The sequence below is a fragment of the Micromonospora sp. NPDC049089 genome (assembly GCF_040648775.1).
GTDB lineage: Bacteria > Actinomycetota > Actinomycetes > Mycobacteriales > Micromonosporaceae > Micromonospora.
Genome location: NZ_JBEZEH010000002.1, coordinates 18,824 through 31,139, shown reverse-complemented (window position 1 = coordinate 31,139; position 12,316 = coordinate 18,824). Strand labels below are relative to the sequence as shown.

General features: G+C 70.3%; 11 protein-coding genes and 1 tRNA gene. 4 read left to right on the top strand and 8 right to left on the bottom strand.

Annotated elements, in window-relative coordinates; genetic code table 11:
* Nucleotides 1-61: 61 nt before the first annotated feature.
* Entirely contained in the window at nt 62-631 is a 570-nt protein-coding gene (locus AB0B48_RS00725; protein WP_357193878.1) for a hypothetical protein, read from the bottom strand.
* Between the two features lie 348 nt (nt 632-979).
* Nucleotides 980-1,056, bottom strand: a tRNA-Thr gene (locus tag AB0B48_RS00720).
* A 337-nt stretch (nt 1,057-1,393) separates the two neighbouring features.
* On the opposite strand from AB0B48_RS00720, the gene ugpC reads away from it, so the two are divergent.
* Nucleotides 1,394-2,485, top strand: coding sequence for a sn-glycerol-3-phosphate ABC transporter ATP-binding protein UgpC (gene ugpC, locus AB0B48_RS00715; RefSeq protein WP_091403085.1), 1,092 nt, complete (start codon nt 1,394-1,396; stop codon nt 2,483-2,485).
* Nucleotides 2,486-2,628: 143 nt separating this feature from the next.
* Here ugpC and rlmB read toward each other — a convergent pair whose 3' ends face one another.
* Both rlmB and cysS read right to left on the bottom strand, forming a co-directional pair.
* Nucleotides 2,629-3,762: a 23S rRNA (guanosine(2251)-2'-O)-methyltransferase RlmB gene (gene rlmB, locus AB0B48_RS00710; RefSeq protein WP_357193874.1), complete on the bottom strand. Its 1,134-nt coding sequence runs from the start codon at nt 3,760-3,762 to the stop codon at nt 2,629-2,631.
* Entirely contained in the window at nt 3,762-5,177 is a 1,416-nt protein-coding gene (cysS, locus tag AB0B48_RS00705; RefSeq protein WP_357193871.1) for a cysteine--tRNA ligase, read from the bottom strand. Before cysS ends, rlmB begins: the two co-directional genes overlap by 1 nt.
* Before the next feature lie 348 nt (nt 5,178-5,525).
* Here cysS and AB0B48_RS00700 point away from each other — a divergent pair, with 348 nt between their 5' ends.
* Nucleotides 5,526-6,185 (top strand): helix-turn-helix domain-containing protein, encoded by a 660-nt coding sequence (locus AB0B48_RS00700; protein ID WP_357194064.1) that lies wholly within the window; start codon nt 5,526-5,528, stop codon nt 6,183-6,185.
* Nucleotides 6,186-6,871: 686 nt separating this feature from the next.
* Here AB0B48_RS00700 and AB0B48_RS00695 read toward each other — a convergent pair.
* Nucleotides 6,872-7,084, bottom strand: a complete 213-nt coding sequence (locus AB0B48_RS00695) for a hypothetical protein (protein ID WP_357193868.1) — start codon at nt 7,082-7,084, stop codon at nt 6,872-6,874.
* A 356-nt stretch (nt 7,085-7,440) separates the two neighbouring features.
* Here AB0B48_RS00695 and AB0B48_RS00690 point away from each other — a divergent pair, with 356 nt between their 5' ends.
* Nucleotides 7,441-7,803: a DUF559 domain-containing protein gene (locus AB0B48_RS00690; RefSeq protein WP_357193865.1), complete on the top strand. Its 363-nt coding sequence runs from the start codon at nt 7,441-7,443 to the stop codon at nt 7,801-7,803.
* Between the two features lie 199 nt (nt 7,804-8,002).
* On the opposite strand, the gene AB0B48_RS00685 is transcribed toward AB0B48_RS00690, so the two are convergent.
* Nucleotides 8,003-9,697: a S8 family serine peptidase gene (locus tag AB0B48_RS00685; RefSeq protein WP_357193863.1), complete on the bottom strand. Its 1,695-nt coding sequence runs from the start codon at nt 9,695-9,697 to the stop codon at nt 8,003-8,005.
* A gap of 427 nt (nt 9,698-10,124) precedes the next feature.
* Nucleotides 10,125-11,090 carry a DMT family transporter gene (locus AB0B48_RS00680; protein ID WP_357193860.1) on the bottom strand — a complete coding sequence of 322 codons (966 nt, stop codon included), beginning with the start codon at nt 11,088-11,090 and terminating at the stop codon, nt 10,125-10,127.
* Nucleotides 11,091-11,176: 86 nt separating this feature from the next.
* Between AB0B48_RS00680 and AB0B48_RS00675 the strand changes: the two genes are divergently transcribed.
* A complete protein-coding gene (locus AB0B48_RS00675; RefSeq protein WP_357193857.1) occupies nt 11,177-11,722 on the top strand; it encodes a CGNR zinc finger domain-containing protein in 546 nt (181 codons plus the stop codon).
* On the opposite strand, the gene AB0B48_RS00670 is transcribed toward AB0B48_RS00675, so the two are convergent.
* Nucleotides 11,689-12,288, bottom strand: a complete 600-nt coding sequence (locus AB0B48_RS00670; RefSeq protein WP_357193854.1) for a GNAT family N-acetyltransferase — start codon at nt 12,286-12,288, stop codon at nt 11,689-11,691. The genes AB0B48_RS00675 and AB0B48_RS00670 overlap by 34 nt on opposite strands.
* Nucleotides 12,289-12,316: the final 28 nt, after the last annotated feature.

Here is a 12,316-nt window from a genome sequence, read left to right as displayed (position 1 = left end):
CTCCGGCCCCAGGTTACCGCCGGGCACCGCGTCGTCCGATCGGACCAGTACGGCCGAGCTGTCACTTGCGGTAGTAGAAGTCGGCGGCCTCACCAGCGCGTGCCGGCGCGTTGATCTTCAAGGACCTTCCGTGATCTTTCATGGTGGTGGTCAGCGTCAGTTTCGGGCCTTCGCTGGGGCTCAGCTCCACCTTGATCGAGGTGACCCAACCCTTGTCGTTGGTGGTGATCGTGAACGGCGACAGACGTATGCCGATCGAGACGATGCTCGGTGCACCCACGGGGAGGAACGATGTGGCGTCCTTGCCGGTGGGGTCGAAACGGCCCGTGTAGGTGTGCGGGTCGACGCGGTCCACCGAGGCGATCGACGAGGTGAACGCCTTCAGGCCGGTCGGGTCGACCCAGTCGAAGCGGAGGAAGGGGTCGTCGCGCTTCACTCGCTTCAGATCGACGTGCACCCAGTCCTTCTCGTCGGACGGCCGCACGTAACTGTCGTTGCCAATCACGATCCGGCTCCCCGCCGACGGGTACTTCCCGCCGGTGACCGAGACCGTGGTCTGGAAACGGCGCTTCTTCGGGTCGAAGGCACCCGTGCCGTTGACGTTCTGCCCTTCGGGCAGGTTGCCGCGCACTGCGTACCGGTGGGCAGCCCCATGCGACCGCTGCAATGCCGCGACCAGCTCAGCGCGGACGTCGGGCGTCGGGGACGGCGCGGCCGTGGCGGTGGCGGTGGCGGTGGCCTGAACCGGTTCGTCGGTGGACGTGGGCTCAGTCGTCGGAGTGCAGCCGGCAGCAAAGAACAGACCACTGGTCAGAGCCAGCACAAGCAGAGTGGTGCCCTGTCTCATTGTGATTCCCCCGTTGACCGCCGCCTGATGGCGGGCCGGAGGCACGATAGCGAACTTGGTCGAGGTCCGGTTGCCCCTCTGGGGGCAACCGGCAGAGGCACAGCAGCGCCGATCGGAAAGGTCTGATGTAATTGGAGCCCCCGGCCGGGATCGAACCGGCGACATCTCGCTTACAAGGCGAGTGCTCTGGCCAGCTGAGCTACAGGGGCGCGCGCGTCGAGGTCAGCATAGCGACTGATCTCCGGTAATCCCGATCGCGAGGCCTCCCGAGCACGGGAATCGTCAACAACCCGACGCAGACTCGTTTGCCACGGCGTCGATTGATGTCTGACCGTGCCCGAGTGACCGGAATGCGTAGCCCGACTGGTGGGCTGGGCGACCCCCCACCTTGGCAGCACGGGGAAACGCGTTTACGGTTCACACACGGACGACGACCGGGCGCCCCCGCGACCGAGCGCCGTCCGATGACCGGCACGGACACGTGCCGGTTGCTCCTTCACTCGGATCGTCCGGCACGTTCCTGCCGGTGAAAGGAAGCGCTTCACCATGGCTACGGTCACCTATTCCAAGGCATCCCGGGTCTACCCGGGCCAAGAGCGTCCCGCCGTCAACGAGCTGGACCTTGAGATCGGCGACGGGGAGTTCCTCGTCCTGGTCGGCCCCTCCGGTTGCGGTAAGTCCACCAGCCTGCGGATGCTCGCCGGCCTGGAGGACGTGGACGCCGGTTCGATCTACATCGACCAGCGTGACGTCACTCACCTTCCCCCGAAGGCCCGCGACATCGCGATGGTCTTCCAGAACTACGCCCTCTACCCGCACATGACGGTGTACGAGAACATGGCGTTCGCCCTCAAGCTTCGCAAGACCTCCAAGTCGGAGATCGACCGGCGGGTCAAGGAGGCGGCCGGGCTGCTCCAGCTGGAGGAGTACCTCAGCCGTAAGCCGAAGGCGCTCTCCGGTGGTCAGCGTCAGCGTGTCGCGATGGGCCGGGCGATCGTCCGCGAGCCGCAGGTCTTCCTCATGGACGAGCCGCTGTCGAACCTCGACGCCAAGCTCCGCGTGCAGACCCGTACCCAGATCGCGTCCCTGCAGGCCAAGCTGGGCGTCACCACTGTCTACGTCACGCACGACCAGGTCGAGGCCATGACCATGGGTCACCGGGTCGCGGTGCTGCTCGACGGTGTTCTCCAGCAGGTGGACACCCCGCGGGCGCTCTACGACACCCCGGCCAACGTGTTCGTCGCCGGCTTCATGGGCTCGCCCGCCATGAACATCAAGACCGTTCCGCTGAACGAGCGGGGCGCCGAGTTCGCCGAGCTGCAGATCCCGCTCACCCGCGAGCAGGTCGAGGCGGCCCGCGCCGAGGGTGGCGACGGCAAGGTCACCGTGGGCTTCCGTCCGGAGGACTGCGAGCTGGTCAGCCCGACCGAGGGCGGCATGCCGGTGGTTGTCGAGCTGGTCGAGGACCTCGGCTCGGACGCCAACGTCTACGGCCACGCCGCTCTGGGTGGCAACTCGGAGCGCTTCGTCGTCCGCACCGACCGGCGCAACATGCCGAACATGGGTGACACCGTGTTCGTCAAGCCGGTTGCCGGTCGCAGCCACGTCTTCCACGCCGCCACCGGTGGCCGGATCTGACGTAACGCCGTACCGACAGGGGCGGTCCGCTTCGGCGGGCCGCCCCTTCGTCGTACCGAAAACGGTTCTTCAGCCCGCCTCGGCGCCTGACGACGAAGGCCCCCTCCCGCGATCGGCGGGAGGGGGCCTTCGTTCGACGTGCGCTACAGCTCGACGGAGCGCCGGCGGGCGACCTCGGCCAGGGCGACCGCCGCCGCCACACTGGCGTTGAGCGACTCGACCTCGGAGATCATCGGGATGCTGACGGTCAGGTCGCAGGTCTCCCCGACCAGGCGGGAAAGACCGCGCCCCTCGGAACCGACCACCACCACCAGCGGACCGACCGCGGCCTCCAGGTTGTAGAGGTCGGTGTCGCCGTCGGCGTCCAGGCCGACGACCATGAAGCCGGCGTCCCGGCACGCCTTCAGCGACCGGGTCAGGTTGGTCACCTGCGCGACCGGCACCCGAGCGGCCGCGCCGGCGCTGGTCCGCCAGGCGGTCGCGGTGATCCCGGCGGCACGACGCTCGGGTACGAAGACACCCTGCGCGCCGAACGCGGCAGCCGAACGGATCACGGCGCCCAGGTTGCGCGGGTCGGTGACACCGTCCAGCGCGACCAGCAGCGGGGCCTGCTGCTCCAGGGCAGCGGCGACCATGTCCTCGAACGGCTGGTACGCGAAGGGCGGCACCTGCAGGCCGACGCCCTGGTGCAGCACCCCGCCGGTCATCCGGTCCAACTCGGCGCGGCTGATCTCCAGGTTGGCGATGCCCCGGTCGGCGGCGGTCCGGATGATCTCGTTGACCCGGTCGTCCATGTCGATGCCCTGGGCCGTGTAGAGCGCCGTCGCCGGCACGTTGGCGCGCAGCGCCTCCAGCACCGGGTTACGCCCGACCAACAGCTCCGGGGTGTCCTTGGACGGGTTGGACTTGCGCCCCGGCGCGACCCGGGGGCCGGACCGCCCAGTGGGCTTGCCGCCCCGTCCGCCGGTGGCAGCACCCCGGCCCACCGGTACGCCCCGACCGCCGCCCCTGCCCCAGGTGGTGTCCTTGGAGCCGGGCTGACCGATCTTGGGGGCGCGCCCCTCCTCGGCCGCCGCGCGGCGCTCCTTGTCCTGCTTCCAGGCGGTGCGCTGGGGCAGCTTCTCGGTGCCCGAGTAGCCCTTGTGCCACGGCCGCTCGTCCGCGGGCAGGGTGCGACCCCGCCCGGCCAACGAGTCCTTGTTCTTGCCGCCGGTGCCCTTGGGGGCGCCTGCCTTCGACGTCAGTCGCCGGCCACGGCGCTGCGAGTTGCCGGCCATCAGTCCTGCTCTCCAATAGTCCAACGGGGGCCCTGGGGGGTGTCCTCGACCACCACGCCGGCCAGCTTGAGCTGGTCACGCACGGCGTCCGCGGCAGCCCAGTCCTTGCGGCCCCGCGCCTGCGCACGCTGCTCCAGGGCCAGCGCGATCAGGGAGTCCACCACGGCACGAAGATCGTCCGATCGGCCGCCGCCGGTCCAGGCCGGGTCGAGGGGGTCGATCCCGAGAATATCCAGCATTGCCCGCACCACGGCCAGCGTGGTGCGGACGGTCACATCGTCGCCGACGCTCAGCGCGGTGTTGCCGTCCCGAATGTGCTGTTGCAGCACGGCCAGCGCGGCGGACGTGTTGAGGTCGTCGTCCATCGCCGCGACGAAGCCGGCGGGCAGCTCACCGACCTGCCCGGCACCGACCCGCTCGGCGGCCCGCTGCACGAAACCCTCGATCCGCCGGTACGCGGTGGCCGCGTCGCGCAGCGAATCCTCCGAGTAGTCGATCACCGAGCGGTAGTGCGCGGCGGCGTAGTAGTAGCGCAGCTCCACCGGCCGCACCCCGAGCGAGTCCACGTACGCCAGGCCCAGCGCGTTGCCGGCGGACTTGCCCATCTTGGCCCCGCCGATGCTCAACAGCCCGTGGTGCACCCAGTAGCGGGCGAACGGCAACCCGGCCGCCTGGGACTGGGCGATCTCGTTCTCGTGGTGCGGGAACGTCAGATCCAGACCACCGCCGTGAATGTCGAACTCCGGGCCGAGGTAGCGCCAGCACATCGCCGAGCACTCGATGTGCCAACCCGGACGGCCCAGACCCCACGGTGAAGGCCAGTACGCGTCCGCCGGCTCGTCCGGTTTGGCACCCTTCCACAGCGCGAAGTCGCGCGGATCCCGCTTGCCCCGATCCGGGGCGTCCCCAGCGGACTGCATGGCGTCCGGAGACTGACCCGACAGCGACCCGTACGCCGGCCAGGACGCCACGTCGAAGTAGACGTCGCCGGAACCGTCACTCGCCGGGTACGCGTGCCCGTCGGCGATCAACTTCGTGATCAGCTCATGCATCTCGGGGATGTGCCCGGTGGCGCGCGGCTCGTAGGTGGGCGCCAGCACGTTCAACGACCGGTACGACTCGGCCAGCAGCAGCTCGTTGGCGTACGCGATCGACCAGAACGGACGACCCTGCTCGCCGGCCTTGACCAGGATCTTGTCGTCGATGTCGGTCAGGTTGCGAATGAAGGTGACCTCGTAGCCGGCGGCCAACAGCCAACGCCGCAGGACGTCATAGTTGACGCCGGAGCGAAGGTGACCGATGTGCGGCGGAGCCTGAAGGGTGAGACCACACAGGTAGACCCCCACCTTGCCGGCTTCCCGCGGGACGAAGTCCCGCACCGATCGGGTGGCGGTGTCATACAGGCGTAGCGTCACCGTACAAGGGTAGCTGTCCGTGCCTGTCCGGGTCCGCCGGTGCCGGGTCGTACGCTGCCAGGCGTGGATGCGACCGCACGCTCCGGTGGCTCCGGTGACCCGCCAGCCAACCCCACCACCCCCGCCGACCCGGCCCTCCACCGGGCTTCCGTGCCGACCGACGCGACCTTCGGCTCGGCCGGCGCAGGTGAAGGGCGGTCCGGCGCCGCCCGCGGACGGGCCTCCAGCTCGGCCGACGCGGCCCACGGGCGGCCCGAGGCTGGCGTGCGGCCGGCCGACCCGGCCCACGGACGGCCCGAGGCTGGCGTGCGGCCGGCCGACGCCGCCCTCGGGCGGCCCGAGGCTGGCATAGGGTCGGCCGATGTGGTTGCGGGGCGGGGCGGGGAGACGTCGCAGACGCTGGACCGGGGGTTGCGGCTGCTACACCTGGTCGCCGAGGTCCCCGGCGGTCTGACCGTCACCGAGGCCGCGAATCGGCTCGGCATCGGCCGGGCCGCCGTCTACCGACTGGTCACTGCGCTGACCGGGCACGGCATGCTGCGTCGCGACGGAGACGGTCGGCTGCGTCTCGGTGCCGGGTTGCTGCATCTGGCCCGCAGGGCCCAGCCGCTGCTCGCCGAGGGTGCGCTGCCCGCGTTACGCCGCCTCGCCGAGCAGGCCGGCGCGACCGCGCACCTGACCGTCGTCGAAGGTGGCGAGGGCGTCGCCCTGGCCGTGGTCGAGCCGAGCTGGACGTCGTTCCACGTCGCGTACCGGGCCGGAGCACGACACCCGCTGGAGCGAGGGGCGGCCGGACGGGCGATCCTTGCCGGTCGCGCCGGGTTGGCCGAGCCGCTCAGTAGCAGCGGAGAGTTGCAGGCCGGGGCGTACGGGGTCGCCGCACCGGTGCTCGGCGTACCCGGCCTGGAGGCCAGCGTCGGCGTGGTCGCGCTCGCCCCGCTGGACGTCGACTCCATCGGCCCTGAGGTGCTGGCCGCCGCCCGCGCGATCGCCACCGCCCTCAGCTGACCCCCGACCGCCGCGCGCCCTCACCGCCCCCGCCGCGCGCCCTCACCGCCCCCGCCGCGCGCCGCGCCGCCCCACCGCGCGCCCCGTCCCGGCTTGATCAACTCGGGTTCACGGAAGTCGCGGTGTCCCAGAGCCAGCGACCGCCCGACTTCAAGGAACGCGAGTGGATCACTGCCCCTCGGCGGCCCGGATGCCGATTGGTCGGCCGCCCTGGCCGGTGCCATAGCACGATTGCCTGGCGGATTCGTCGTTGTCCACAGGGCCGGCGGCACCCGCGGGCCCGGTTGTCCACAGGGGTTTCGGTGGCCAGTCGGTGGTCGGCAGGCTGCGTGGCATGCCCCCACGTCCACATCGCCCCGATGCCCTGACCTGGCAGGTCTTCCGCGGCTCCGACGCTGTCCGAGGCGGCCTGCTCACCGAACATCAGTTGCGCAACTCTGCCTGGGTGCGGTTGCGCCACGACATCTACGCCGATGCGCGGTTGGATCGGGACCACGCCCTCGCGTGTCGCGCCGCCCTCCTCCGGCTACCGCCCGGCGTGGTGGTCGGCGGTCCGTCGGCCGCCTACCTGCACGGCGTCCAACACGCCGCGAGCTTCACCGACGACGTGCACGTCCTCGTACCCCGATCGTTACGGGTCGGCTCACAGCGCGGCCTCCGCGTGCACGTCAACACCATCACCCCGCTCACGGCGAGCGAGACCGCTGAGCCGACGGCGTCAACCACGCGACGACCGGCAGGCACAAGACGACCACCAGACGCAGGTCGACAGCCAGAGGCGAGCTGTCCGTCGACCCCAGGAAACCGGCCAGACGCAGGACGACCGCCAGACGCAGGACGACCGCCAGACGCAGGACGAATGCCGGTCGCAGGACGACCGCCGAGCGCGGGAAGTCCACGTGATGCAGCGCGACCTACGGGAGTGGGCCACCCACCTGCCGGCGGAAGGTCACCACGCCCAGCACGGCAGCTGTCCCGCCCGGCCGCCGTGTCCGTCGGAGCAGAGGGCTTGGTGGTGGCCGGCCGGGGCGATGAATGGGCGGCGGCCAGTCCGCCCAGGACCAGGGAGCGAGACCTCCCGATCCCCCGATCAGATCCCGGGCGGGCCGCCTGGGAGACGGCTGTCTGGCTCGACCCGGTCCGGGCGGTCGCCATCGTCGACTCGCTACTTGGTCAAGGGCTTGCCGACCGCGACGCGCTCAGTACCATGGCTGCCCGCAACGCTGACCGCCCCGGTGGCCGACGAGCGCGCTGGGTGTTTGACCTGGCCGACGGTGGAGCCGAGTCTCCGCCAGAATCCCAGCTGCGCGTCCGGTTGGTGTTGGGCGGGCTGCCGCGCCCGGCGGTTCAACATCCGGTGCGCCTGCCCACCGGACTTGTTCTGCATCCCGATCTGGCCTGGCCGCAATATCGGGTGGCGGTGGAGTACGACGGAAAGTGGCACTCCGGCGTGGAGCAACTGCACCGCGATCGCCGTCGGCTGAATCAACTGGTCGGCGCGGGTTGGCTGGTTCTGCACGTGACCAGCCGACGGCTGCACGGTGAGTTCCCAGCGGTGCTTCGAGAGGTACGCGACGCGCTGGTCAGCCGCGGCTGGCGACAGGGATCGTCCAGATGATCGGGATCAACTCAGGTTCCTGGAAACCGCGCCATCCTCCAGGCACCAACACCGCACCTTCCAGCAAACCGAGTCAATCATGAACGGCGTCGGGCGAAGGTCGGTGACAACAGGCATGGACGACCCGAGGCCCGGTCGACGACGTGTCGACCGGGCCCCGGGGCACGGTGGCAGTTGGGCCACCGCAGTGCGATGTGCGCTACGGGCGGGCGTTCGGCTTGAGCGGGGTCTTCACCGCCGCGTAGGCGTCGACGATCCCGTAGCCGTAGAAGCCGTTGAAGTTGAGCCCACCGGCGCAGTACGCGTCGTAGGTCTCGTCCCGGCCCTCGTTGCGGTACTGCTGGAGGCGCGGCTCCGGGCACGCGTGCTCGGCGGCCGTGCGGTAGAGGTGCTGCTCGACCTGGTCCGGCGACATCCCGAAACCATTCCGACCCTGCGCCTTGCCGTACCGGCTGACGATCAGCGCGGCGACACCGGCGGCGTGCGGGGACGCCATCGAGGTGCCCTGGAGGTACGTGTAGTAGCCGCACTCACCGTTGGCCTTGCACTGCTTGAAGACCGAGTTCTCGAAGCCGGGGACGATGTTGCCGTCGGCGTCGACCGATCCTTCCTCCTGAAGCACGTGCTTCGGGTACGAGGAGAGGATCATGTTGGCGTCGGTACGGAAGGTGTCGGTGCCGAAGCCGTCCCGGAACCAGCCTCCCGGCGCGGCGACCGAGATCTGCTCGGTGCCGTAGTTGGAGAAGTCCGACTTCTTGCCGGACGGGCCGACCGACGACACGCCGATCACGTGCGGGCCCTCGGTGGGGAGGTCCCAGCAGCTCTCGTTGTCGATCGGTCGGGGGTACGGGTCGGCGCCGTAGTCGGGGCTCGAGACATCGGTGCGCGGTGCACCCAGGTCCTCGTTGTTGTTGCCGAGCGCACCGACGAGGGTCACGCCCTTGTTGTGCGCGAAGACCAGCGCCCGCTTCATCGCCTTGATGATGGCCCGCTGCTCGGCCTGGTCCTCGGGGGAGTCGGCCGGGTTGGCGGTGCAGTTGTAGAGCCACGGGTCGACATAGAACGACATGTTGACCACGTCGATCCCGGAGCGGCCGGCGTAGACCAGAGCGTTGACGACCGGGTCGAGGAAGAAGTAGCCGGAGTCCTGGCCGCCCTTGAGCTCGACCAGCGAGACGTTCGGGGCGACGCCGGAGAGTCCGAAGCCGTTGGCCGCGGCGCCGATGGTGCCGGCCACGTGGGTGCCGTGCCCGCCGTCGTCGGTGCCGACCGGGTCGAGGCAGCTCGGCACCTCGCAGGGGCCGTCCACGTCGGTCAGGTCAGGCGCGAAGTTGCGCGACAGCGACCAGTTGAAGTTCGGCGCGATGTCCGGGTTGCTGGCGTCGACGCCGGTGTCCAGCACGCCGACGGTCACCCGACGGTCGCCCGGCTCGATCTTGCGGGCCTTGTCGGCCCGGATCATCTCCAGGCCCCAGAGCTTGTCGTCGAGCGGATCGAGCTTGGCGCCCTTCTTGGCAGCACCGGCAGCACCGGCACGAGCACCGGCAGCGGCCAGCAGGTGCTCCTGCTCGACCCGGTCCAGCTTCGGCTTGCGGCCGATGGCCTTCTGCTCGGCGGCACCGATCAACGTCGGCGCGGCGGTCGCCCTGGCCGCGAAGTCGGCCCGGTCGCTGCTGACCTGGAACATGCCGACCTCATCGGACCGGGACACCACAGTGCCGCCAGCCGCCCGGATCGCGGCAACGGCCGTGTCGATGGCGACGCCATCCTCGGCGACGACGGTGAAGGTCCGGGAATCGCTCGGCGCGGCGTTGGCCGGCACACCCAACCCCGTAGCCGTAAGTGCCAGCACAGCCGCGGTCGCGACCGTACGGGCGGTGAAGCGCTTGCTCACCACATCGGATCCTCTCGTTGAGGGACGTGCCAGCCATCACACAACACCGATCCGCATCGCGCCAGATGAACGCCCGTTATGGCCGTGAATCACGCCAGTTCGGGCCGCACCCCGGCCACACAGACAGGCTGCACAGACGCAGGTCGCACAGACACAGGCCGCACAGACACTTACGCCCGCCGGCTCGACCTACACGCCTACCGCGTCGACACCCAGTTTCGCGAGCGCGGCCGGCAGCTCGGCCATGCCGGATACTTCGGCGTCGGGTGGGCAGCCGGACGGGCGAGGCAGGCCGAGTCGGTTCAGCCACACCGACCGCGGGCCGGCCCGGCGAGGCGCCACCGCCGACCGTCGGGAGCACTCGGCCCGCAGCACTCAATGCCTGCCGGCAAGGGCCGGCCATCGGGAGCACATCGACCGCGGACCCTCACCGACCGTCAAGCGCCAGCTCGGGCTCGGGCGTGACCGGCGCGGGCGTCGAGGGCGACCCCCGCAGTTCGTCGAGGCGTACCAGGGCAACGCCGGCGACGATCAGCGCACCGCCGAACAACTGCCAGCCGGTGGGCAGCTCGTTCAGGAACAACCACGCGATCAGCACTGCGAAGAGCACCTCGGTCAGCCCGACGAACGACGACAGGCGGGGCCCGAGGATCCGGGTGCCGGCGATGCCGGCGAGGTACGCGATGACGGCGGCCACCAGCGACAGCCCGGCGATTGGCACCAACCAGTTGGTGGGCTGCCCGGCGAAGGTGACCTCACCGAAGGTGGCGTGCAGTGGCAGCAGGCCGGTCAGCCCGATGAGCAACAGCACGGCGGCACCGACTGCCATCCCACCGCTGGCCAGGGCGACCGAGGGCAGCCGGGGGTCGACGCGGCCGGCGAGCACGAAGTATCCGGCCAGGCCGAATGCCGCGCCGAGCCCCCAGAGCACGCCCACCGGGTGGAAGTCGGCGGTGCCGGCGATGTCGAGCACGAACGCCAGCCCGGCCAGCGCGGCCACCGACCCGGCGATGGTGAGTCGGCGGGGCGGCTGCCCGTGCCGCAGCCACATCCAGGCCACGACGAGGATGATGCCCAGGTATTCCAGCAGCAGCGCGACACCGACCGGCAGGTAGCGCACGGCGTTGAAGTAGCACACCTGGGCCACCGCCACCCCGAGGAGCCCGAACAGCCCGATGGTCGCGGCGTTGCTTCGCAGCACGTCCCATTTGCCCCGCAGCGACAGCAGGGCGGGGATCGCCAGCACCAGGGCGGCCACGCCGACGCGGGCGATCACAGCGGACTCGGCTGACCAGCCGGCCTCGATGAGCGACCGGGCGAAGGTTCCGGAGGTGGCGAAGGTGACTGCGGCGAGCAGCGCCAACCCGACGCCGGCAGCAGGTCGAGAGTGCATGTCGCGCTCCTCGCAATGGGCACCGTGTCATGAGCAAACTATCCTTGTGCTGATGACGCTAGGCGGGAGCCGTGACAGGAGTCAAGTTGCTATTCGCTCATGACACCGAATGTTCGCTGATCGCCGCAGCGGCGCTGGTCAACACCGCAGGTCGGGACGGTGAGTTGCTGCCCGACATCGCGGCGCTGGACGCGTTCTTCATCCGCCACTCCTACAGTGGCCGGCACGAGCACACCGAGGCCGAGCTGCGCGCCGTACGGGAGCTGCGGCCCCAACTGCGCCGCATCTGGCACGCCGAACCACCCGAGATCGTCGCTGTGGTCAACGGCCTGCTGCTGGAACACAAGGCGCTGCCTCAGCTCATCGAGCACGACGACGAGCCGTACCACCTGCACGCCGTTCCCCGCGACGCGCCGCTGGCGACCCGGATCGCGGTCGAGGCCGCCATGGCGATGGCCGACCTGGTCCGTAGCGGCGAGTTGAGCCGATTGCGGATCTGCGAATACCCGGACTGCGACAACGTCGTCGTCGACCTGTCCCGCAACCGCTCCCGGCGGTTCTGCGAGGCCGGCTGCGGCAACCGCGCCGCGGTGACCGCCTACCGCGCCCGCCGGGCCGCCGGCCGCTCCTGACCGATGGTCGCCCACTCCTCGGCCCGCACCTCGTACTCCACCTCGCCCTGCTCGGTGCCCGGAATCGGGTGATCCCACTGGAGGTGGAAGGTCCGCACGTAGTGCAACCCGGCCTTCACCATCACCCGCCGGGAGCGTTCGTTGACAGTCATCGTCTCGGCCCAGACCCGGCGCACCCCGACGGTGTCGAAGGCGTACCGGACCAGCGCCCGTGCCCCCTCGGTGGCCAGCCCCCGCCCCCACGTCGGGCGGCGCAGCCGATAGCCCAACTCGGCCTCGGTGCCGTCCGCCGACGGGTCCAACGCGAACCAACCCAGGAACTCGCCGGACGCCCGATCGTGCGCTGCCCACCGGCCCAGCCCGGGATGCCTGTCGTACTGGGCCAGCAGCCTCGGCAACTGCTCTTCCCGCACGGTGGCCGGCGGGGTCGCGACGCCACCGGTGAGAAAACGCATCACCTCGGGGTCGCTGTCCAACTCGACCAGCGCGTCCACGTCGGCAATCGTCAGCCGCCGCAACCGCAGCCGCTCGGTCCCCGCCGGCACACCCACGCCATCGTCACCCATAGCCCGGATCATCCGTCCCGCTCAAGTC

Excerpts from the sequence above, each read along its gene's own strand:
- ugpC (WP_091403085.1), top strand. The coding sequence starts at position 1,394 with ATGGCTACGGTCACCTATTCCAAGGCATCCCGGGTCTACCCGGGCCAA.
- rlmB (WP_357193874.1), bottom strand. The coding sequence starts at position 3,762 with ATGGCCGGCAACTCGCAGCGCCGTGGCCGGCGACTGACGTCGAAGGCA.
- AB0B48_RS00680 (WP_357193860.1), bottom strand. The coding sequence starts at position 11,090 with ATGCACTCTCGACCTGCTGCCGGCGTCGGGTTGGCGCTGCTCGCCGCA.
- AB0B48_RS00670 (WP_357193854.1), bottom strand. The coding sequence starts at position 12,288 with ATGGGTGACGATGGCGTGGGTGTGCCGGCGGGGACCGAGCGGCTGCGG.